Annotated in this window: 20 protein-coding genes; 15 read left to right on the plus strand and 5 right to left on the minus strand. The window is 38.3% G+C overall.

The genetic code is table 11. The features are described from left to right. Positions 1-13: 13 nt before the first annotated feature. From ACIQZD_RS18875 to ACIQZD_RS18905, 7 genes are all read left to right on the plus strand, one after another. Positions 14-841, plus strand: a complete 828-nt coding sequence (locus ACIQZD_RS18875) for a transporter substrate-binding domain-containing protein (protein WP_101225415.1) — start codon at positions 14-16, stop codon at positions 839-841. A gap of 106 nt (positions 842-947) precedes the next feature. Further along, the gene (locus ACIQZD_RS18880; RefSeq protein ID WP_402905352.1) at positions 948-1,586 is read left to right on the plus strand and encodes an amino acid ABC transporter permease; all 639 of its coding nucleotides are present in this window, start codon (positions 948-950) and stop codon (positions 1,584-1,586) included. Positions 1,587-1,600: 14 nt separating this feature from the next. After that, the gene (locus ACIQZD_RS18885; protein WP_034307000.1) at positions 1,601-2,251 is read left to right on the plus strand and encodes an amino acid ABC transporter permease; all 651 of its coding nucleotides are present in this window, start codon (positions 1,601-1,603) and stop codon (positions 2,249-2,251) included. Between the two features lie 548 nt (positions 2,252-2,799). After that, complete coding sequence (locus tag ACIQZD_RS18890) at positions 2,800-3,081, plus strand: DUF4190 domain-containing protein (RefSeq protein ID WP_402905355.1); 282 nt, start codon at positions 2,800-2,802, stop codon at positions 3,079-3,081. A gap of 110 nt (positions 3,082-3,191) precedes the next feature. Next, positions 3,192-3,512, plus strand: a complete 321-nt coding sequence (locus ACIQZD_RS18895) for a type II toxin-antitoxin system HicB family antitoxin (protein WP_048686335.1) — start codon at positions 3,192-3,194, stop codon at positions 3,510-3,512. Between the two features lie 629 nt (positions 3,513-4,141). Continuing rightward, a complete protein-coding gene (locus ACIQZD_RS18900; RefSeq protein ID WP_402905358.1) occupies positions 4,142-4,564 on the plus strand; it encodes a nucleoside 2-deoxyribosyltransferase in 423 nt (140 codons plus the stop codon). 110 nt (positions 4,565-4,674) lie between these two features. Then, positions 4,675-4,797, plus strand: coding sequence for a hypothetical protein (locus ACIQZD_RS18905; RefSeq protein ID WP_402905360.1), 123 nt, complete (start codon positions 4,675-4,677; stop codon positions 4,795-4,797). 399 nt (positions 4,798-5,196) lie between these two features. Here the strand turns inward: ACIQZD_RS18905 and ACIQZD_RS18910 are convergent, their stop codons facing one another. Beyond that, a complete protein-coding gene (locus tag ACIQZD_RS18910; protein ID WP_402905362.1) occupies positions 5,197-5,940 on the minus strand; it encodes a L,D-transpeptidase family protein in 744 nt (247 codons plus the stop codon). Positions 5,941-6,160: 220 nt separating this feature from the next. Between ACIQZD_RS18910 and ACIQZD_RS18915 the strand changes: the two genes are divergently transcribed. Then, a complete protein-coding gene (locus ACIQZD_RS18915; RefSeq protein ID WP_402905364.1) occupies positions 6,161-6,613 on the plus strand; it encodes a YueI family protein in 453 nt (150 codons plus the stop codon). A gap of 272 nt (positions 6,614-6,885) precedes the next feature. Here the strand turns inward: ACIQZD_RS18915 and ACIQZD_RS18920 are convergent, their stop codons facing one another. Beyond that, positions 6,886-7,953, minus strand: coding sequence for an AI-2E family transporter (locus ACIQZD_RS18920; RefSeq protein ID WP_402905366.1), 1,068 nt, complete (start codon positions 7,951-7,953; stop codon positions 6,886-6,888). 539 nt (positions 7,954-8,492) lie between these two features. Next, the gene (locus ACIQZD_RS18925; protein ID WP_402905368.1) at positions 8,493-9,761 is read right to left on the minus strand and encodes an L-lactate MFS transporter; all 1,269 of its coding nucleotides are present in this window, start codon (positions 9,759-9,761) and stop codon (positions 8,493-8,495) included. A 654-nt stretch (positions 9,762-10,415) separates the two neighbouring features. Between ACIQZD_RS18925 and ACIQZD_RS18930 the strand changes: the two genes are divergently transcribed. Next, positions 10,416-11,516 (plus strand): branched-chain amino acid aminotransferase, encoded by a 1,101-nt coding sequence (locus ACIQZD_RS18930; protein ID WP_402905370.1) that lies wholly within the window; start codon positions 10,416-10,418, stop codon positions 11,514-11,516. A gap of 337 nt (positions 11,517-11,853) precedes the next feature. Here the strand turns inward: ACIQZD_RS18930 and ACIQZD_RS18935 are convergent, their stop codons facing one another. Then, on the minus strand, positions 11,854-12,540 hold the full coding sequence (locus ACIQZD_RS18935) for a response regulator transcription factor (protein ID WP_402905372.1): 687 nt from the start codon (positions 12,538-12,540) through the stop codon (positions 11,854-11,856). A gap of 137 nt (positions 12,541-12,677) precedes the next feature. Here ACIQZD_RS18935 and ACIQZD_RS18940 point away from each other — a divergent pair, with 137 nt between their 5' ends. Continuing rightward, positions 12,678-13,565 carry a R2-like ligand-binding oxidase gene (locus tag ACIQZD_RS18940; RefSeq protein WP_402905374.1) on the plus strand — a complete coding sequence of 296 codons (888 nt, stop codon included), beginning with the start codon at positions 12,678-12,680 and terminating at the stop codon, positions 13,563-13,565. A 125-nt stretch (positions 13,566-13,690) separates the two neighbouring features. After that, the gene (locus ACIQZD_RS18945) at positions 13,691-14,902 is read left to right on the plus strand and encodes an iron-containing alcohol dehydrogenase (protein WP_402905376.1); all 1,212 of its coding nucleotides are present in this window, start codon (positions 13,691-13,693) and stop codon (positions 14,900-14,902) included. Between the two features lie 92 nt (positions 14,903-14,994). Here ACIQZD_RS18945 and ACIQZD_RS18950 read toward each other — a convergent pair whose 3' ends face one another. After that, the gene (locus tag ACIQZD_RS18950) at positions 14,995-15,249 is read right to left on the minus strand and encodes an alpha/beta-type small acid-soluble spore protein (RefSeq protein WP_305161567.1); all 255 of its coding nucleotides are present in this window, start codon (positions 15,247-15,249) and stop codon (positions 14,995-14,997) included. A gap of 227 nt (positions 15,250-15,476) precedes the next feature. On the opposite strand from ACIQZD_RS18950, the gene ACIQZD_RS18955 reads away from it, so the two are divergent. From ACIQZD_RS18955 to ACIQZD_RS18970, 4 genes are all read left to right on the plus strand, one after another. After that, positions 15,477-16,211, plus strand: a complete 735-nt coding sequence (locus ACIQZD_RS18955; RefSeq protein ID WP_402905378.1) for a YqcI/YcgG family protein — start codon at positions 15,477-15,479, stop codon at positions 16,209-16,211. 184 nt (positions 16,212-16,395) lie between these two features. Beyond that, on the plus strand, positions 16,396-17,070 hold the full coding sequence (locus ACIQZD_RS18960; RefSeq protein ID WP_402905381.1) for an FMN-dependent NADH-azoreductase: 675 nt from the start codon (positions 16,396-16,398) through the stop codon (positions 17,068-17,070). Between the two features lie 118 nt (positions 17,071-17,188). Further along, the gene (gene pepF / locus ACIQZD_RS18965) at positions 17,189-18,985 is read left to right on the plus strand and encodes an oligoendopeptidase F (protein ID WP_402905383.1); all 1,797 of its coding nucleotides are present in this window, start codon (positions 17,189-17,191) and stop codon (positions 18,983-18,985) included. Positions 18,986-19,216: 231 nt separating this feature from the next. Further along, positions 19,217-21,463 carry an AAA domain-containing protein gene (locus ACIQZD_RS18970; protein ID WP_402905385.1) on the plus strand — a complete coding sequence of 749 codons (2,247 nt, stop codon included), beginning with the start codon at positions 19,217-19,219 and terminating at the stop codon, positions 21,461-21,463. Positions 21,464-21,709 lie beyond the last annotated feature (246 nt).

Below are 21,709 nucleotides of genomic sequence, written 5' to 3' on the forward strand. Positions count from 1 at the left end.
AGGGGTGAATTACATGTTGAAGAAAAAGAAATGGTTAAAATTATCTTTGCTATCCTTACTGGCTGTCATTTTATTAGCTGGATGCGGCGGGGGGAACGATTCAGACAAAGCTGAAGAGGGTGGAGGCAAAGACAAAGAAAAAGATGTTCTCGCTCAAGTGAAGGAAAAGGATAAGATCGTTTTTGGGGTGAAAAATGATACAAGGCTATTCGGATTGAAGAATCCTAGTACTGGAGAGGTTGAAGGCTTTGATATTGATATTGCCAAAGCTCTTGCAGCAGAAATCCTTGGTGATGAGAATAAAGTTGAATTTAAAGAAGTGACTTCTAAAACCAGGATGGCATTATTGAATAATGGTGATATCGATGCGATTGTAGCGACCATGACAATCACGGAAGATCGTAAAAAAGAAGTAGACTTCACTGATGTTTATTTCGACGCCGGACAATCTTTGTTAGTCAAAAAAGGCAGCGATATCAAGGGTATTGATAGTTTAAAAGGGAAAAAGGTATTGGCTGTCAAGGGCTCTACTTCTTCCATAAATATCCGTGAAAAAGCTCCTGAAGCACAAGTGCTTGAATTTGAAAACTATTCCGAAGCGTTCGCTGCACTTAAATCCGGACAAGGGGATGCATTGACTACGGATGATTCCATCCTTTATGGAATGGCAGATGAAGATCCAAGTTATGAGCTTGTTGGCGGTACATTCACGGAAGAGCCTTATGGAATTGCCGTGAAAAAAGGAAATGCTGAATTTGTTGAAGAGTTGAATAAAGCCCTTAAGTCACTTAAAGATTCAGGCAAGTACGATGAAATCCATGATAAATGGATTAAACATTAAACATTTTAGCAAATGGATAAGGCAAGCTGACCTTAAATAACATTTGAACATTTGTCTATGAGGATGAGCGTTTTGCTCATCCTTACTAGTTAAAGGAGTGTATGCCGTGCTTGATTTCTCCATTTTAACAGAGAATCTGGATATGTATTTATTAGGCTTTAAAAATACGATCATGTCGAGTTTGGTCGCGTTGATAGCGAGTTTGATTCTTGGTGTGCTAATTGCCATCATGCGGATTGCGCCAATAAAGCCACTAAACTGGCTGGGTACCGCCTATGTCGAGTTCATTCGGAACATACCGTTATTGATCATTACCTTTTTCTTCTTTCTCGGTCTTAAACTAAGCGGTCTATACGCCGGGACATTAGCCTTGACCATTTACACATCATCTTTCATAGCTGAGGCAATTCGAGCAGGCATACTTTCTGTGCCAAAGGGTCAAATGGAAGCTGCCCGTTCTTCAGGTCTGACATATGGACAGGCAATGTGGCTCGTCATTCTGCCGCAGGCCGTTAAAATAGTCATTCCTCCTTTAGGAAACCAATTTATCAATCTAGTAAAGAATTCTTCCATTTTAGCCGTTGTTGCAGGACTCGATCTTATGTACCACGGAGATTTGATTTCTTCAAGGACATTTGTCGTGTTTGATGTGTACATTTTCGTTGCAGCGTTTTACTTAATTCTTACCATTCCTTTAAGTTTTGGCGTTGGTTATTTGGAAAAACGTCTGGCTAAGAGTAATTGAGGGAGGTATAAGATATGGATTTTGCAGGTGCCTATACACCAGATAATCTTAAGTTTTTATTAGAAGGATTTTGGGTAACGCTCCAGGTAGCTTTTATATCCATTATTCTAAGTTTCATTATTGGCGGGCTTGTAGGTATAATTCGATACGCAAAAGTGCCGGTGTTATCACAAATATTAGCTTTGATTGTAGAAACGGTACGTAATTTGCCTCTGTTATTAATAATATTTTTTACCTATTTTGCTTTGCCGGAGATACGGATTAAACTGGAAATCATTCCAGCAGCCATAGTTGCCTTGACAATTTTTGAGTCAGCCATGCTTTCTGAAGTCATTCGAAGTGGGCTAAAATCCATTGATAAAGGCCAAATGGAAGCTGCCCGTTCATCAGGCTTGAGCTATACACAGGCATTGATACATATTATTCTGCCCCAAGCGCTGCGCCGAATGGTTCCTCCCATTGTCAGCCAATTCATTTCTTTATTAAAGGATACCTCTTTAGCTGTTGTCATCTCTTTGCCGGAGCTGACCCATCATGGTCAAATCATATATGGACAAAGTCAAAAGTATTTAATACCGATTTTGATCCTGGTGGCACTCATGTACTTCATTGTGAATTATAGCCTTTCTTTGGTAGCCCAGAGACTTGAATTGAAACGAACCTAAAAAAACGGCTCAGAAATGAGTCGTTTTCTACTTGTCTACGAGGTTCGGAAGTGTCTCACCCCTTACCCATGATTATAAACTAGACTTGGTTATCCTTCATGTAATTTCCTTGTGGACCTCATTAGATGGAAGAAATTTGCGATACTCCTGCCTTATAACTGGCTAGCCGAGACCCTGGAGGCGCTTGCGCCCCAGGAGGCTTGGCAGACAGTCGGCAGAAAATGAGCGGATTTCTGGAATCAACTGGAATGTTATTTTAAGAAAAAACCGTAGGCTGGACTCATCCCAACCCAAGTTAAGACTAGTTTATCCTTCATGGTTTTATACTGTAATCCTTAATGGATTGAAGAGATATGCGACACTCCTGCCGAATAGCTAACTAGCGGAGACCCCGAAGGAGCTTGCTTTGATGAGGCTTGGCAGACAGTCGGCGTAATGGGAGCGGACTTCTGAAATAAACTGGAATATTAGTGATGAATGAGTACACAAAAAAAGAATCTTTTGCTTTTAATAACCGTATATATAAAGGAAGAAAGAAGGTGGAATATATGTCGGAAATTAAAAGAAGCAATAGCAAAGCGATTGTATCATTGATCATGGGGGTATTATCCCTGCTTATTCCATTCATAGGCATCATATTAGGTATTCTCGGTTTAATATTTGCATCGAAGAGTAAACAAGAAATTAAGCTTACTGGTGAATCTGGAGATGGATTAGTGACAGCTGGAAAAGTGTGCAGCATTGTTGGAATAATCTTGAATGTTCTCGTGATTCTGATTTTCCTGGTGTTTTTTTATTTCGTAGTAAATACGGACATAACAGCCTATTGAGTGCAAATATTAACTTGACAAACAAAGAAAAGTGAATTAAACCTATATAAAATGGAAATTCATGTTATAATTAATATAAAAACCCAAATTTTGTATGAAGGGATGATATTTTGACCATTCAAATCTTTGAGTACCCAGCCGTATTCTATTATGAAAAACACCCGTTGATTATCGACTCTTTTTCCGTTCAGGTTTGTTTCCCGGATTTTAGGCGAGAAGGAATTATTTCTTCCGTTAGCGGTAGGAATCGGGTAGATGCCTTAGCTTGTGCTCAAGAACTGCTGGAATCCATGGTCGAACATTTTATTCACGATAAAAAAACAATCCCGGATGCAAGTGAAATGGAAAAGGTAAATCTGGATAGGGGAATCAATATTTGTGAGGCTGCACCCTTCAGGATTGAAATAGAAAATATCACATATGAAAAATAAAAAACCTTGCCGGTTAAAGGACAAGGTTTTTATTTTGTATTTCTTGAAATTCAATGAACATTTTGTAACCTGGAATGTCAGGCACTTAATACGTACATAGTATTATTTATTGTAGTAAGGTGAACTCGACGGTGATCATGATCCACTGCATAAAATAACCCGGATTGACTTCACTTTCATTTATGATTTGCTGAAAGATATGTTTTCAGAGTAGGACGCCCAAGTATTTATCCAGTAGAATGCATCATCATCACCTCAAGTTTTAATCATTCTATTTAAAACAATGAAGTCTTTTGGCAAAAGGGTTCTATCTAAAAGTTAAACAAAGTTGATCGGAGCGGGTGTGCGGGACTCCTGCGGGTAAAGCGAGTGCCAGGAGAGGAAATTAACGTTCAATTTGCACAATCCCCTAAAAAAACTGTAGACAAACTCGATTTTCAAAGAGTTTGTCTACAGTCTGAAACCATCATGACCTGTAAAGGAATGATGGTTTTTTGTTTCGCTTAAAATTTCCATTTAATTATTTTTTGATTTTGGGGAAAGGATATTGCGTTCTTTATAACGAATATGTATAGTATAGGTATCGTAGGTAAAAAGTATCAATAGTTATATTTTTTGGAGGTGTATGTGTGAAATATTATATAGCATCAGACGAAAAAAATTTAAAGCAAGTCAAATCATTGATCAAGAAATTGACTTCAAAAGGGTTTACATGTGTGAATGACTTGAATTTAATTACGAATGATGAGAAAAACCAAATAACGGACGGGATTGGAGAATATGAAAAAAAGGGGATTGAGGAAGCCGATTTCATGCTGATCTTCCTAACAGCAGGAAAAGGTAATCTATATGAGCTTGGATATGCTTTATCTTTAAATAAGAAAATTATTGTGTATTCACCTGAGAAAGACAATTATCATATTAATAAAAAATCAATATTTCATAATCTGCCGGAGGTAACAATCTGCAGCGGGACCTTTTATAAGCTTGTTAAATTGATACATACGCTTTCTCCGGAAGAATCTGAAAATGATTCTCTGCATCTTAAATAATTGTCAAATGTAAAATTTAAAGGATACCCTCAAATAATATATCTTTTGAACGAATTGTTTAGTGTATTAAAAATGAGGGTAAAAACCATTAAAAAAGGGAGAGGACTGTTTTGGCCATTATCGATATCGACCAATTATTGTTAGCCACTGAAGCGATTGAAGAAGAGTCAGTTCCATTCCATCTTGATACATTTGACATCGATCAACTTTTAGAAAAAACGGATAATTGGTAAGGAAAAGCATGCCCAGAGAGGATATGCTTTTTTTCTGACTGAAAATAACCTGATTACCGGTATGAAAAAAATACATGTAATCAGGCAAGTGAGGATATTTTAAAGAATTGGATAAAGTTAAAACCGGCGTCCTTTTACGAATCCTAATATCACAAACATCGAGATTGTGCCAATAACAAAAATTGCTTTAATGGAATTTACGAGAATTTCATCGTACATTTGTATTACCTCCTTGTATGTAATGACAGTGCGATTATGATTAGCTGTTGATGTATAAATTATAACATAAAGTCAATAACTGATGGTGGAAAATTAAAGACGATATGGGTAATAATGTATAGGTCGGACAGTTAAAATACAAAAAAGATATCCTCTAAAAGTGGATATCGGCAATGAAAATTATTTAAGTCCAAGCGCTTTTTTCGTTTTTGGTCCGACGATCCCATCAGAAGTAAGTTTTTTAGAGATTTGGAATTTTTTTACAGCTTTTTCTGTGTTTTTTCCAAATGACCCATCTACTCCTTTAGTGCTGAATCCAAGTTTAGTTAATCTTTTTTGCAGTTCAATTACTTGGGGGCCACTGCTTCCTTTTTTTAGGGTAGAGTTGGTATTTACAGGTAGGCTCACAGATCCGCTCACTTTATATCCATTCGTGGCAGCTATGGTGGCAAATGATTTATTCGAACTGGCAATCAAGACTACAGTGTTCATTCTCACCCTATCGTACAGCCATTGAACTTCATTGTTATACATACGAATACAACCGGCACTTATATATTTCCCAATGGTTGTAGAATCATTATTGCCATGTATTGCGTACGTATTTCCGGGTGTATTCCTTGCATTGATCCCCAGCCATCTTTTACCTAGAGGGTTTTTTGGGTCTCCGCCTCTAATGTTGCCTTTATAATAGGGACGATTCACAATCTTAGTCACTACCTTGAACTTTCCTTCAGGAGTGTAGGAGGCTTTCTTTCCTGTCGCGACAATGAATACCCTCACCAATTTATCATTTTCGTAAAAGGCAAGCTGATTATTGGCTTTATTGATGATAATCAGTTGTTTTGCTGCCGCACCTGAAGTATTACTGAACCCAACAAAAGTAAAGGCGAATATCAATATAAATACAATTAATTTCCTCATGTTTTTCCCCGTCCCTCATTTAAGCAACCTACATTTACACATATACTATCCTATGCAAGAAGTGGGGCTAAAGTGACATTTTTTAAAAGTGGGGGTAAACTAACAATGGGTATATTAAACCCAGAGTACTTTCTGCTTTTTTGCATACCTAAAGAATGATGGGCACTATTTTTGGCCATATTACATACATTATTGAAGTGAAAGCGGAGGGGGAAAAGAATTGTCACGCCTAAATGTGGAGGACTATCTAGAACAAGGAATCCATGGTCCAAAAGAAATAAAGCCTGGTGAACGAAGGGAATTTCTGGGCACATTACGGGAGCGCGTCGTCATCGTACTAAAAAAAAGCCAAGTCTTTGAAACGAATGTATATCCGGAGATAGAGCAAATGATGAAGCGGTATCCCCGTTCAAATTTGTTTTTAAATGGTCAGATGGACTATCAATATTTAGGGAAATATATAAAATTGGCAATGAGTCATAATATTCCTTATAAAATTGTCCTAAACAAAGATCACAACTCCGATTTGGGTCTGGTATTAGCAGAAAATAATGCCATAAACAAAGAGGAAATTCATATCGAGAAGAAATTTCATACCCAGCAAGTTATCAAAAAGAAAGGCTTCAAAGCGTTTTTCAAACGCTTTGTTAAAAAATTATTAAACAAACGTTGATAGAATTATCAACGTTTTTAGTTTGTCTACAAAAGGAGGCACGGAAGAGACTCTCCAAGAACCATGATTTAAAAACAAGAATAGATCCTTATTGTTTTTTACTGTTTTATTTGGATGAACCAAGATGAACCAACCGGAACGTTTTTAAAATCAAAAAACTGCAGGCAAACTCGCTTATCCTAAAGTTTGTCTACAGTCTGAAAAGTTGATGAATGATTTTTGTTTTTATTTTTAAAGCGTCTTTAATTAATTGTGTAGACAACCATTCCTGATTATGCAACCCTTTTCCGTAAGCTATAAAACTTCCTGAAATTCCCTATGATTGTTTTTACTACGGAATAAGTGGGGATAGCGATTAAAATGCCAATGAAACCGTATATTGATCCTGCAGCAAGCAGCAATAAGATAATGGTAAGTGGGTGAATGTTAAGACGTTTTCCCATAATATTCGGTGTAACCAAGTGCCCTTCGACCTGCTGAACAACGGTAAGGACAATGAGTACTTTCACTGCCAATCCAATGTCTTGCTGTAAGGCAATGAAGAGGGCAGGGATGATGCTTATTAATGGACCAAGGAATGGTACAACGGTAAAAATCATGGCGAATAGGGCTAATACAAGTGCATAATCGAGACCGATAATAAGGTAGCCAATATACATCAAAGTCCCAATGACGATTGATATGATGAATTGACCGATAATATAAGTTGAAAGGGTTTTATCGACGTCTTTTAAAATCGTGTTTCCCTCTGATTCTACATCGGTCGGAATATATTTCAATAGAAATGGTCTTAATTTATCTCCATCCTTCAAGAAATAGAATAAAATGAATGGTGTAATGACCAATACTGTTAATACACTAGTGATCGTGGAAAAAATGGTATTGACATTCACTATGAGTTTTTCAGAGTAATCTTTCAAATGTGTGACCGCTTTTTCTTTCAAATCTTCCATATTAACCATGCCAAAATCATTTTTTTCAATCATGACTTCAGATTCTTTAGAGAATTCCTTGACTTTGCTGGGTAGGTTTTCAGATAATTTTTGAAATTGGTCCACGATTACAGGACTGCCAAAGTAACCTACCATCCCAATAATACTAAATATAATTAAAAAAACGGTGAAGATGCTAGCTGACCTCGGGATAAATTCAGTTAAAAAGTTAACGACCGGCCGTAATATATAGTATAAAAGCCCAGCCACAATAATAGGGAAAAACATGGCAGCAATGATTTTTTGTAGCGGCTGCAGAACATAATCAATCTTACCTAGTAAAAAAATAATTAAAATGATCAAAATGATCGCGCATGCATATTTGAAAAACGGTTTATTGATCCACAAGACAATCCCCCCTAATTCCATCTCTTACTTGATTCCCTGATTTAGCTTAATGTTAAACTAAATAACTTGTTCAAATTGTTTGGTGTAAAATGATCATTCAACTTTTTTCGATATTGCTGTTTCATTGGATTACTAGCTGACCAGTAGGAAATGGGAATACAGCCTGTTAATATAGCAGCAAGCAAACGAAAACAAGACTTTCACTGCAATAAGAAGGTCAACTTTAAGAAAATATTTGGTCACTTTGACCTTTACCTGTCCTCACGTTCATAAGTCGATAATCCCAATAACTGCATTTCCCTAGACTACTGCGGTTAATTTAAAGCAATTCTCAAAACTGCACCAGCAAGAAATCCTGCTAGGATGATAAATCATAAAAAGTTCCAAAAAGATATCGAATTATATCAATCCCGGAAGATATCCGAAAGTTTATTAAGAGCAGCCGCTGTTAAGGCCATAAACAAACAAAAAAGGCATCATCAAAGGTAAATTCCGGTTATGGAAGTTTACTTGATAATGCCTTTTTGCAAGGTTTTAAATTAAGATATTTTACTGAATTTGTTCGTTACTCCTTGTTTCTGTTCTCTTTGCATTTTTTTAATGTCCATACGCAACCAGATGGAGATGGCAAATGCTATCGCAATTAATGCTGCGAAAACATAGAATACCGGGATGTAACTGTTCGTACTTTCCCTGATTGCGGTAACCAACATTGGTCCGCAAACCCCGCCTAGAGACCATGTAGTTAAAAGGTAACCGTGGATGGCCCCAATTTCCTTAGTTCCAAATAAATCCCCGGCAAAAGCAGGGAGATTAGAAAATCCTCCACCATAACAACTCACGACCAGCAAGATGAGTCCTTGGAACAATAGTGTATTTGTAGTGGTAGGAAGTAAAAGGAACGCTCCGATTTGAATGATGAAGAAAATGACGAATACATTTGGACGTCCAATATAATCTGATGCTGCTGCCCAGCCAAGTCTTCCTCCGCCATTAAAGATTCCCATAATACCGACTAATGTTGCTGCACCTGCTACAGACAGGCCAACAACGTCTTGAGCCATAGGTGAAGCTACCGAAATCATCATGATCCCTGCACTTGTATTTATCAATTTCATGGACCATAACATCCAGAAGTGTTTAGTTTTAACCGCTTCTTTTGCAGTTAATTGCCGTAGGTCTTTCTTCAGTTCTTTCTTACCGGACTCAATATCTTTCTTCATTCCTTCAGGTAGCCAGTTGGCCTTTGGAGGTGCAATATAGGATGCCCCTAAGAACATCAGTATGAAATAGCCTGCGCCTAAAATATAATATGTAGTATAAATGCCAACGGATTCCATAAGGCTTGCAGCTACTGGGGCTGTAATGAGAGCTCCGGCACCGAAACCTAATACTGCCATTCCTGTTGCCAATCCCCTGCGATCTGGGAACCATTTGACTAAAGTGGATACTGGTGAAATGTACCCGATCCCCATACCAAGACCACTTAAAACCCCATATGTCAATAGGTAAAGCGGAAGTGAATCGACCATCACTGCTAAACCGGAACCAGCTTGACCTAAACCGAATAATACGGCAGCGACCATAGCTGACTTCCTTGGGCCATTTTTTTCTACGAATTTGCCAAAGAAGGCAGCAGAAGTTCCTGCAAGCGCCATCATTATTGTGAATGCTAACGTTACTTCAGTTTCTGACCACCCCATAGTCTCGACTAATGGTTTTTTGTAAACGCTATATGCGTATGCACCACCAATGGAAAGGTGAATGGCGATAGCGGATAAAGCGATTAACCATCTGTTTTTTGTCATGTTGTTACCCCTTTTCGTCAAAAAATAAGAAAGTTGCATGCGTTTCATCTATAATACATCGTGTTGCATGCGTTTTATCTATCTTGTGGGATAAGTATATAAGAATATTATTTAGTAGTAAACTACTAAATACAAATTCATGAAAAATTTTCCTCTAGGCTTGGAATTGGGAATGGTACGAAAAAACCACTTTTTGGATTCGGGTTAAAAATGTTATATATTCTTAGGTTTTTTAATATACATATAAGGTTTGCAGGTATTAGCTTTAGTGTTTTATTCACGAATCTGCTAAAAGTCTTATCATTTATCGATTTTCCTGGTTACAAAAAGGGAAACGATTGAATTTACTCTTAAGGTGTCATGAACCAGAATTATTCACATTGGCTTTATTGTGATTATTTTGATAAAATTAATCTAATATTCAAGATATCTTAGCGTACAATCGGAACTGATATTTTTAGAGGTTTCAGGAATAATTGGTTCTTTTTTCAGGAATCATAGTCTGGAAATCAAAGAAAAACCCATTTATTTTAAAAAATTCCGAAAATTTCGTCTTAAAGGCTTGAACTATGATTCCTTATAGGAGTAAACTAATTAAAGATAGATTTTATGGAAGTGAAATCTTGTAAATTTAATCAACAAGGGGTTTTGGTAATGAAGGAACATGACATGCAAATCACGCTTAGTACAACAAAGAAAGAAAAACCACAAGCGGACCAGCTTGAGTTCGGTAAGCAGTTTACCGATCATATGTTTATTATGGATTACACACAAGGGCAAGGGTGGCATGATCCAAGAATTGTTCCTTATCAACCGCTCTCATTAGAGCCGTCAGCTATGATTTTTCACTATGGGCAATCCGTTTTTGAAGGATTGAAGGCATATGCAACACCAGAGGATGAAATTATCTTATTCCGTCCGGAAAAGAATTTCCAACGCTTAAATAGTTCAAATAGCCGATTATGCATACCGGATATCGATGTTGATTTTGCGTTGAAGGCCTTAAAGACTTTAATTAGCGTTGATAAGGATTGGGTTCCCCGGGCAGAAGGGACATCTTTATATATCAGGCCATTCATTATAGCTACTGAGCCTTATCTTGGAGTATCTCCATCGAATAAGTATCAGTTCATCATCATCATGTCACCAGTAGGTTCGTATTATAAAGAAGGCATTCATCCAGTTAAAATTGCAGTGGAGTCAGCTTTTACACGTGCAGTTAATGGAGGTACAGGTGAAGCCAAAACGGGCGGTAATTATGCATCGAGCCTAAAAGCCCAGGAAGTATCCGAAAAGATGGGTTATGCCCAAGTTCTTTGGTTAGACGGAGTGGAGAAAAAGTATATCGAAGAAGTTGGAAGCATGAATGTTTTCTTCAAAATTAATGGTGAAATCATTACCCCTGCTTTAAATGGAAGTATCCTTCCGGGTATTACTCGTGATTCCATTATAGAATTGCTGAAACATTGGGGTCTTCCCGTGTCGGAAAGACGCATTTCGATGGAGGAAGTCCATGAAGCCCATAAATTAGGTCACTTGGAAGAGGCCTTTGGAACGGGAACAGCCGCGGTCATATCACCAATTGGTGAATTTTTGTGGAATGGTGAAGAAATGATTGTTCAAAGCGGGGAAACTGGCGAACTTTCCAGAAAGCTTTATGATACACTGACAGGTGTCCAAACAGGTAAAGTCGCAGACGAATTGAAATGGACTACGAAAGTTGAAGAAAAAGTTAAGTTACTCAATGAGACTTAAACAAAAGGGGTTCGGAATTAAAAAATTCCGAACCCCTTTTGAAATTCCCTTTGAATTTTGGCCTGATATTAAGTATTGGGGCTCAACGAGACCACCGTGTTTTCGCTGAATAGAATCATGTTTTAGAGCATCCTCATCCCCTCAAATGAAGACTTTAGGAAAAAGGGTTCTATCTAAAAGTTAAAACAAAGTTGATTGAAACGGAGGGTACGAAACTCCTGCGGGAAATGCTAGTGCCTGGAGAGGAAATCAACGTTCAAATTGAACAAACCGTAAAAAACTCGATTTTCATAGAGTTTTTTTACAGTCTGGAACCTTCATTGAAGGTTTTTTTGTTTCACATAATCATTTTGTGTCTTATGGCAACAGCGACGGCCTCGGTCCGGTGATTCACTCCCAATTTCCTGATAGCAGAAGAAATATGATCTCTGACTGTAAATTCACTAACGCTCATCTTTGGTGCCATTTGCTTTAATCCCAATCCATTGGCTAAATATTGAAGGACCTCCACTTCACGTTTGCTTAGAAGGTAGGTGGGAGGGGCGTAATCCAATGTCGAACCGACAGCCAATTTTAAATAATGGGAAAGCTTCATTAAATCATTCTTGGTAACAGGCTCGTTGGCGTGAATGGGATCAGCCAACACTAAACCGATGGCCATGTCATTTACAATTATCGGAATGATAGCTAAAGAAGAGATGGAAAACCTTTTAACGTATTTTGCAGGGATGGAGGATTTCGCATGTTGAATGGTTAAGTATATGGGTTTGTTATGGATGACTGCTTGGTGAATGGGGTATATATCATGAATATTTTCTTTAACATTATGTAATGAAAAGGTATCTTCACTTGTACATGCACATATTCCTTCACCCATTCCTGTTAAACATGAGTAACTGAATAAAGAAGCGCGTTGAAATGAAAAAAAATCGACACAGCCCTTTACGATCATTTGTGATTTATTTGCCATATCTTTTTGATGGGAAATCTTTTTTACATGATTCATCAGAGTTTCCTCAAGCATTCGACTTTATTCCTCCCTACATTTTCAGTGCTAGGATAAATTCTACTAATATCTTACAATATAATGAAAACTCTTACAAATTTAAAAAATCCTTAGATACAAAAGTTTAAAGTTCTTAATTTTAAGGAGGCATTACCATGAAAAGAAAGAATTTAACGACCACCAGCCGGAGTTTTAGAGAAGATACCCTGCCATTTAAACTTTATCAAAAGGCAAAGAAATTCGGTATATGGAACCCTCGTGACATTGATTTCAGCCAGGATAAAGAAGATTGGAAGTCATTTACTGATATTGAAAGGCAAGTGTTATTACGGATCATTTCCCTTTTTCAGGGCGGGGAAGAAGCGGTGACTTTGGATTTGCTGCCCCTCATTATGACGATAGCCAAAGAAGGCAGGATCGAAGAAGAAATGTACTTAACGACATTTCTGTTCGAGGAAGCGAAGCATATGGAGTTCTTTCGTTATACATTAGATCAGATTGGTGAAACGGGTGATTTGACAGTTTATCACTCAGACACTTATAAATCGATTTTTTATGAAATATTGCCTGAAGCGATGGAGAAACTTTTATCCGACCAATCCCCTGAAGCATTGGCGGAAGCAGCCACTGTTTATAATATGTTTACCGAGGGTGTGCTTGCAGAAACTGGATATTTCGGGTTTTATCAGACGCTAGAAGCTAATAAAATGATGCCTGGTTTATTAAAAGGCGTGGGTCTTTTGAAGAAGGATGAATCACGACATATTGCTTATGGGACCTTCCTGCTGCAGCGAATCATCAGTGAACATCCACATATCTTTAAACAGGTTGAAAAGAGAATGGAGGAACTTTCACCTCTGGCCATCGCGTTAAATACGGAGGGATATGATCGGTTAGGAAATCCATTTGGCAATGACCAACAAGCTATATTGAATTTTACCATGAAACAATTAACGGTGCGGTTGGAGATTTTAGCCAGGGCAAGAGGAAAGGGGATTGAAGAGATCTATCAAAGTAACGAAAAGGAATATGGGGTTTTGTAAAGCCGAGACAAGATACAGGCTTACTATTTAGTATATTTGTTAATGAATGGCCATCAGGAACTTTGAAGCAGGGTATGAACAATCCTTAACTGTGAATATAGACTAATAAATCTGAGGTGATCTGTATGAACGTAAACGCTCATTCGAATTTTTGGCTAAGGACTTCGGTTTACAGTGGCACTAACACTCGTTCACTCATTCCAAACCTTTTCAATGGACTCGGGGCCAAAAGGATTCTACTCGTAAGTGATTGTGGCTTGGAAAATGCAGGTGTCGTTAAAAAAGTTGCCGAAACGTTTGATCAGCAGAAATTAGGTGCCAGAGCTGAAATAGTTGGACAGTTTCTGGGTGTTACACAAGACGCAGCGAGTGAATGTGTAAATGATGCATTGAAATATGCACGCGAAGTGAATGCCGATGCCATACTTGCCATTGGTGGAGGGAGTGTCATTGATACCGCAAAGGCATTGAAATTCGGATTATTCAAAGGAATTACGGATATTAAAGATGCGATTCCAAGCGGTTATCTGTATGAGGGTTTTCCAAAAGCCCAATCCATGAATATCCCGCATATTTCCGTAGCCACAACAGCAGGAACCGGTTCTGAAGTATCCCCGATCGCAGTCATATATAATGAACATAAAAAAGTAAAAATGAATATATACAATGTTTTTTTAAGTTCGGATGTTGCCATTCTAGATCCCGAGTTAACAGTAGGACTGCCGTCTGACATTACGGCGTTTACTGGTGCAGATGCATTGACACATGCAATGGAAGCGATCGTTTCACCTGCGGCGACATCAATAACCGATGCTTATGCATTTCAGGCCATTCGAGTTATTGAAACAAATTTACCGAGGGCTGTAAAGGACGGAACGAATATTGAGGCCAGAATGGAAATGCTTCATGGAAGCATGATGGGAATCACTGCATTTTGTAGTGCATTGAATGCGATCCCGGTTCATAACTTTGCCCACGCATATGGGGCGTTATTCCGTATTCCTCATGGATTGGCCAATGCTGTGTTATTACCGGTCGTCATGGAATCAACCCCGGATTTATATCTTCCGAAGGCCCATTTGATAGCTGAAGCCTTTAGTGTGAAAATCCATGATGAAGATACAAAAGGGACCTTAGTGAAAGTGGTGGAAAAGCTCCGTGTTTTCCTATCCGATCTTGGGCTGCCCTCCGACTTCAGCGCCTATGGAATTAATCAATCCGATATGGAAAGAATTCTTAAAGCGGTAAGGACGGATCCAGCTGCCACTAATTACCCGATGTCGGAGGAATTAATAATGTCAGTAGTTTCAAGAGTTTCACCCGTGAGAATTAGTTAATATTAAAAAAGCCAGCCCGTAAAGGTTGGCTTTTTTACGGTTTAATGCCATCCAACGTGTTTACGTTTAATCAGTTCGTTTCTATATATGAGCTAATGTTTTTTTCCTAAGTTTTCCTGTGCCATCTTAATAAGTTCCTTGACCATGCCTCCGCCTAATTTTCCGCCTATTTTTCCATTCTGCTTGGATGTCAGTTCACCGTTATAGTCTTTTTTCAGCGGTACGCCGATTTCCTTAGCCACTTCAAACTTTGCTTCTTCGGGATTCTTTGTACCAGCAACTTTGGCTTTTAAATCATCGAGTCCTTTTCTCGCTTCAGATACTAGAATTTTCCTTCTCCTTGCCATAAATGATCACTCCTATTTTTTTCTTAGGTTATCCTAAAAAGAAAATGATTAACATGCAGATCGAATGTTTTTTAATTGAATACCGATGAACCTGGAGGAAGTCATAAACCCTTAAATAAAGAAGTAATTATATAGGGTGCACCTTATTGGGCTGCAATGCGCTCCGAATAAGTTTTAGTTTATTTAAAGCGGGTAACATATAATAAAACGATTTAAGGAGAAAAATGATGCTGACTGCTTATTCAAGTTTGTTAACAAAAGAAGATATGACAAATTCCGATCGAGTGCCGCAATGGCTAATTAAGGAATATCAAACATTCCATAATACAGTGACCGATAAAACCTTTCCTTGTTATTTTGGTATGAAAGCTGAAAATAAAGGAGAACTTCGTTATGCTTATATCACACAGAAAGATTGGTCCAATCTTCCAAAAGCAGTGGAAAGTTTTCTTGATTTATTTCAGGAACCACCATATATCAGGCACGGCCTTTTCGTCTTTATGGAGCCTGAATCAATAGAGGGTGATATAGAATTTTACCGTAAAAGGTTTTGGGATATCCTGCAATACTTACATAAAGCGGATGAAAAACCTTGGCCAATTGAAAAGCCAAAAGATCCTGAGCATTATTTATGGGACTATCATTTTGCAGGGGAACCAATTTTTGTCTTTGGTAATGCACCTGCTTATAAGCAGCGTAAAACGCGTGATTTAGGAAATTGCCTTGTACTAGGATTCCAACCCCGGATGATCTTTGAAGGCTTGGAGGGAACGGAAAAAGGCGGAATCATGTCACGTGAAAAGGTTCGTGAACGAGTGGAGAAATGGGATAACCTTCCTAAGCATCCGGATATCAGTCACTTTGGAGATGTAAATCATAATGAATGGAAACAATTTTTCATAGGGGATGATATAGAGCCGATAAAAGGTAAGTGCCCCTTCCATCATAAAGAGTTAACTTAACCGAGGGCAAATTGCTCTCGGTTTTTTTCGCGTCCTGCTTAGAAGGCCTCGGGATAAAAAAATACAGGCGCGCAAATTCATGAAATGTAAATTGAAAATAAAAAACATATTTCTTGCCTTATAAGATTTTCAGTTTTATAATGTGAAAGTAGCAATTGCAGTTAATTCGAGATATATGGATTAAATGCTATTTTTTAAAAAACATACAAAATTAACAATTGGGGGAACAAAAATGTCTAAAGTATTATTTGTTAAATCAAATGACCGTCCAGCGGATCAAGCAATCAGTGTCAAAATGTATGAAACGTTTTTGAACACATATAAGGAAGCAAATAGTAACGATGAAATAATTGAATTGGATTTATTTAAACTGAACTTACCTTACTATGGAAATACAGCGATTACTGCCCTATATAAACGCAACCAAGGCATGGAATTGACTGCAGAAGAAGTGGAGATTGCCGATATCGTGCAACAATACTTGAATCAATTTCTTGCTGCCGACAAAGTGGTATTTGCCTTCCCGCTATGGAACGCAACGGTTCCGGCACCACTGGTAACTTATATTTCTTATCTTGCTCAAGCGGGAACAACATTCAAATATACAGCTGAAGGCCCAGTCGGCTTAGCTGGAGGTAAAAAAGTGGCTTTACTTAATGCACGCGGATCCGATTATGCAATGCCTGGAATGGATGCTGGCGAAATGGCAGAGAAATACGTAACGATGAATTTAAACTTATGGGGCATAACAAACCCAGAAACAGTTGTAATCCAGGGACATAATCAATATCCAGATCGCTCACAGGATATCGTTGCAGAAGGATTGGCGAAAGTTGCTGAATCTGCAGCAAAATTCTAATTTTTAAAAGGGAAACCAGTATGTATTTTTAGCATACTGGTTTTTCTATGCAGATTTTTCTGAAAGTCGATTATAATAAAGGGTAAGCCTATAAAGGATGAAAGGAAGTGCAGATAATATGCAAACGTTTAAATCACGTGACGAATTAAAAATTGAAGAAACATGGAACTTAAAGGATATTTACGATGATCAAACTAACTGGGAAAAGGATTATCAAGAAGTCCTAAAGATGACAGAAAAATTAAAAACTTATGATGGGCATATTCAGTCAGCTCAAGATTTGTTCGATTATTTACGATTAAGTGAGGAACTTGGGTACATTTATAACAAGCTATATGTATTTGCCATGCTGCAAGCGGATTTGGATACTCGGGTAACCTCATCACAAGCATTACTGGATCGGGCTGGTAAGTTAGGGCAGAAAATCAGTAATGCTTCTGCATTTTTCATGCCGTTTCTTTTGAGCCTGGAAGAACACACATTAATAGGGTACATAAAAGAAATCGAGGGTTTGAAATATTTTGAAGAAGATCTACTGGATTCCTTCCGTTATAAAGCCCATGTGTTAACGAAAGAACAAGAAGAGGTGCTTTCCCAAATAGGCGAAGCCTTTTCAGCACCTCAAAAAACGTTCGGGATGATCAACAATGCCGATATAAAATTTGGGGAAGTTACGAATGAAGAAGGCGAGAGGGTAGAGCTGACGCGTGGAATGTATTCCAAATTGATTGAAGACGATGATCGCGATAAAAGAAAAGAGGCTTATTTCGCCTATTATCAGCCATATGTGCAATTGAAGAATACAATCGCTTCCACACTTTCCACAGCAATCAAGAATAATGTGAATCTTTCAAAACTAAGAAATTATCCATCAGCCTTGGAAAAATCCTTATTTGGGGATCAAGTTCCAAAAGAGGTTTATGATAATTTGATTATGTCTACTAAGCAAAATATCGGGCCCATGCATAAATATATTCATTTAAGAAAAAAATTGCTGGGTGTAGAAGAATTGCGTGCCTATGATTTAAGTGTGCCATTAGTCGAAGGCGCTAAAGAGGAGATTTCTTACGATGATGGTTTTTCTTTGATGGTGGAGGCACTGAAACCTCTTGGCGAAGAGTATATCACAATCCTGAAAACCTTTAAGGAAAAAAGATATATCGACGTCAGGGAAACACCTGGAAAACGGTCAGGTGCTTACAATTTAGGACTTTATGGTGTTCATCCTTTCATTTTATTAAATCACCGTGATGATTTAGACAGTGTGTTTACACTTGCACATGAATCCGGACATGGAATGCATTCATACTATAGTTCAAAATATCAACCGCAAATAAGTGCCGGGTATTCCATTTTTGTCGCTGAAGTTGCTTCCACTGTGAATGAAATCCTTTTGATTCGCCATTTAATTAAGACTACAAAAGACGTGCAGAAGAAAAAACACTTACTTAACCATTTCATAGATAGTTTTAAAGGAACATTCTTCACACAGGTGATGTTTGCGGAGTTCGAAAAGATCGTACATGAAAAAGCTGAAAATGATGAACCTCTAAATGCCGAGGTTTTTAATACAGCCTATGAATCGATATTTCGGGCTTATAATGGAGATGAAATAATTTTCGATGAAGAAGTGAAGTATGGCTGGTCACGAATCCCGCACTTTTATCGTCCGTTTTATGTCTACAAATATGCTACTGGTTACGTTTCAGCCATCACTATCGCTGATAAGATCCTCTCTGGGGACCAAAAAACACTTGAAAGTTATTTGACCTTCTTGAAAAGCGGGAGTTCCGATTTCCCATTGGAGCTGCTTAAGAAAACAGGCGTAGATTTAACGAAACCTGATCCAATCGAAAACGCAATGAAGATTTTCAGCGATCTTGTCGACCAATTCACTGAGTTGACAGAAGGCTAATCTAAACCATTTCTTCCAAAAGAGCCCATGGTATGATGTTATAAAAAATGCTATAGTTAAAACATTGGCGTAGGAGAGGCCCAATCTATTGATTGGGCCTTATTTTATATGCTTAAGAAACAGGTAATGCGCGAAAAAGTCTTGGTAATAGCGTTATTTTCTACTTCGGAGCCTAGCCAATGGGCCAGTTTCTTTGTACTTCAATGGCATATTTTGTGAGGAAAGTGAAAAATGAATTCGACAGTTAATTATATAAAAGAATGGCAGCAGGCACTTCAACTTGAAATCCTGCATTTAAAAAAATATGGCAGCACAAAATACCTGGTTTCGAACGGCCATCTGCTTACAGGTGACGATTCTTTCAACTATTATTTCGAAACAGGTTCATCGATAAAAATCCCTGTCGGTTCCCTCGTTCAACTGGAATGGGGAGGGATTAAGCAGGAGGGAAGAATACTCTCATCGGAAGGAAAAAGTATAATCATTGTTTTTGATCGCTCGCTAGGCGATATGATCGATGAAGCCTTTTTATACCACGACCCCTGGGAATTGCTGGAGCAATTGATCATCCGCTTGGATGAAATCAAGAGAAGCAAAAGGAAAAGGCTTCGGATCAAGCGCTTGATGGATCCGTCCATGCCGCAAAAACATCCTTTAATTGAAAAACAAAGCAGCGTGAAAGAATTATATGCCCGCTCGAAATTCAACCCTGTCACTTTTGTTTGGGGACCCCCTGGAACAGGAAAAACCTATACATTGGCTCGTACAGTAGCCAATCATTATTTACAGGATAAAAAAGTTCTGGTTTTGTCCCATAGCAACCAGGCTGTCGATGTTTTGATGGCTGAAATTTCGTCATTCATTAAAAAGAAAGATCGTTTCAAAGAAGGCGATGTGCTACGCTATGGATCTCAAATCGGTGAATCACTAGCCATCCATGATGATATTGTTACAGGGCAATTATTAGGTAAACATGAACCGACATTAATTAAAGAAAAAGAAGAGCTTGGCGAAGAGAAACGTCTGTTAAAGCATGACTTGGCAGGGTCCTTTAGTAAAAGGGATACAGATCAATTAATTGAGATAGAGAAAAAGCTAGCCAAAGTCTTGGAGAAAATCCGCCAAAAAGAGATTCAATTCGTAAAAGAAGCCAAAGTCATCGGGACGACTTTGGCTAAAGCCGCAAATGATGAAACGGTTTATCAAAAGGAGTATGATCTGGTCATTTTGGACGAAGCGAGTATGGCATACGTACCTCAGGTGGCTTTTGCGGCAGCGTTAGCCAAGCATATTATCGTTTGTGGTGATTTCAAACAATTGCCACCTATTGCTTCGGCTCGTGATTCCTTAGTGAAACTTTGGCTGAAGGAAGACATTTTTCATCGGGCTGGTGTCGCCCATTCTGTTGAAGAAGGAGAACTTCATCCCCATTTATTCCTATTAAAGGAACAGCGCCGCATGCATCCGGATATTTCAGCATTCACCAATCGTGTCGTCTATAACAATTTTGTTGGCGATCATAAAAGTGTTGCGACCAGCAGGGAGGGAATAATGCTGGCGGAACCATTTGCCAATAAGGCAGCGGCACTGCTCGATACTAGCTTAGCAGGGGAATATTGCATCACTGAACGGACATCCCACTCGAGAATGAATATATGGCAATTGCTTTTATCTTTTCAACTGATTCATGAAGCTTATGTGGGCGGGGCAAGGTCAATTGGTTATGTCGCCCCATATCGTGCCCAGGCAGATTTGATGGAAAAACTATTGGATGACTTATATGACAAAGAACGGCAAACGGCGGATATCATCGCAGCAACTGTACATCGTTTCCAGGGAAGTGAACGAGAGATGATGGTTTTTGACACAGTTGATAGTTATCCGCAAAACAGGGCTGGAATGTTATTGACAGGGAGAGAAAGTGAAAGGCTCATTAACGTGGCCATAACAAGGACTAAGGGTAAGTTCGTACATGTATGTGACACTTCATTTGTTAACAAACACGTTTATCGCAGCAAAACACTTCGACAGCTTGTCGATCATCAAATTCAAAACGATCAGATTGTATCAAAGAAAGACATTGGAAAATGGGTTAAACATCAGCATCCGAGATTACAATGGATGCATGCCCGTAAATTGGGGGACTTTCAGGAAGATATTGAATCAACAAAACAAGAGATGATTTTTGCTGTTCCGGATTTGAACAGTTTGTCAGAAGAATGGCAGCAATATTTAATGAAACGAAACCCTGAAGTGAAATTGACGATCATTTCAGCAAAAAGAAACCCTGATATTTACTCTGATCAATTTATTTGTTCACCTGTTTCCTTTTCGTTTATCATCTTGGATAAAAGAGTTGTCTGGCTAGGTTTGCCCGTAGAGTCCAATAATCGGGTCCAGCCTCCATATATAGCGGCGCGTTTGGATTCAAAAATCATGGCAGATGAATTACTATCTCAATTCAAAAAAAGTGAATAGCTTGGGAAAGGCCCTTAATAAGGGCTTTTCTTCATTTACATATATATACTTAAAAAGACCTCGATAGAATTAAGTGATAACTCCTTGATCTACCTGCCGTCATTAATATATTAAAACAAACACCTCGTTAGAATATATAATGACTCCATACTCCCCAATTTGAATTCAACTCCTTATATTTTTTGCTAAAGGCTGCAAACTAAAATAACAAAGCAAGCGTTTCAGGCGACTTTCGACTAGTTATGA

The organism is Peribacillus sp. NPDC096447, assembly GCF_044762725.1.
Taxonomy (GTDB): domain Bacteria; phylum Bacillota; class Bacilli; order Bacillales; family DSM-1321; genus Peribacillus.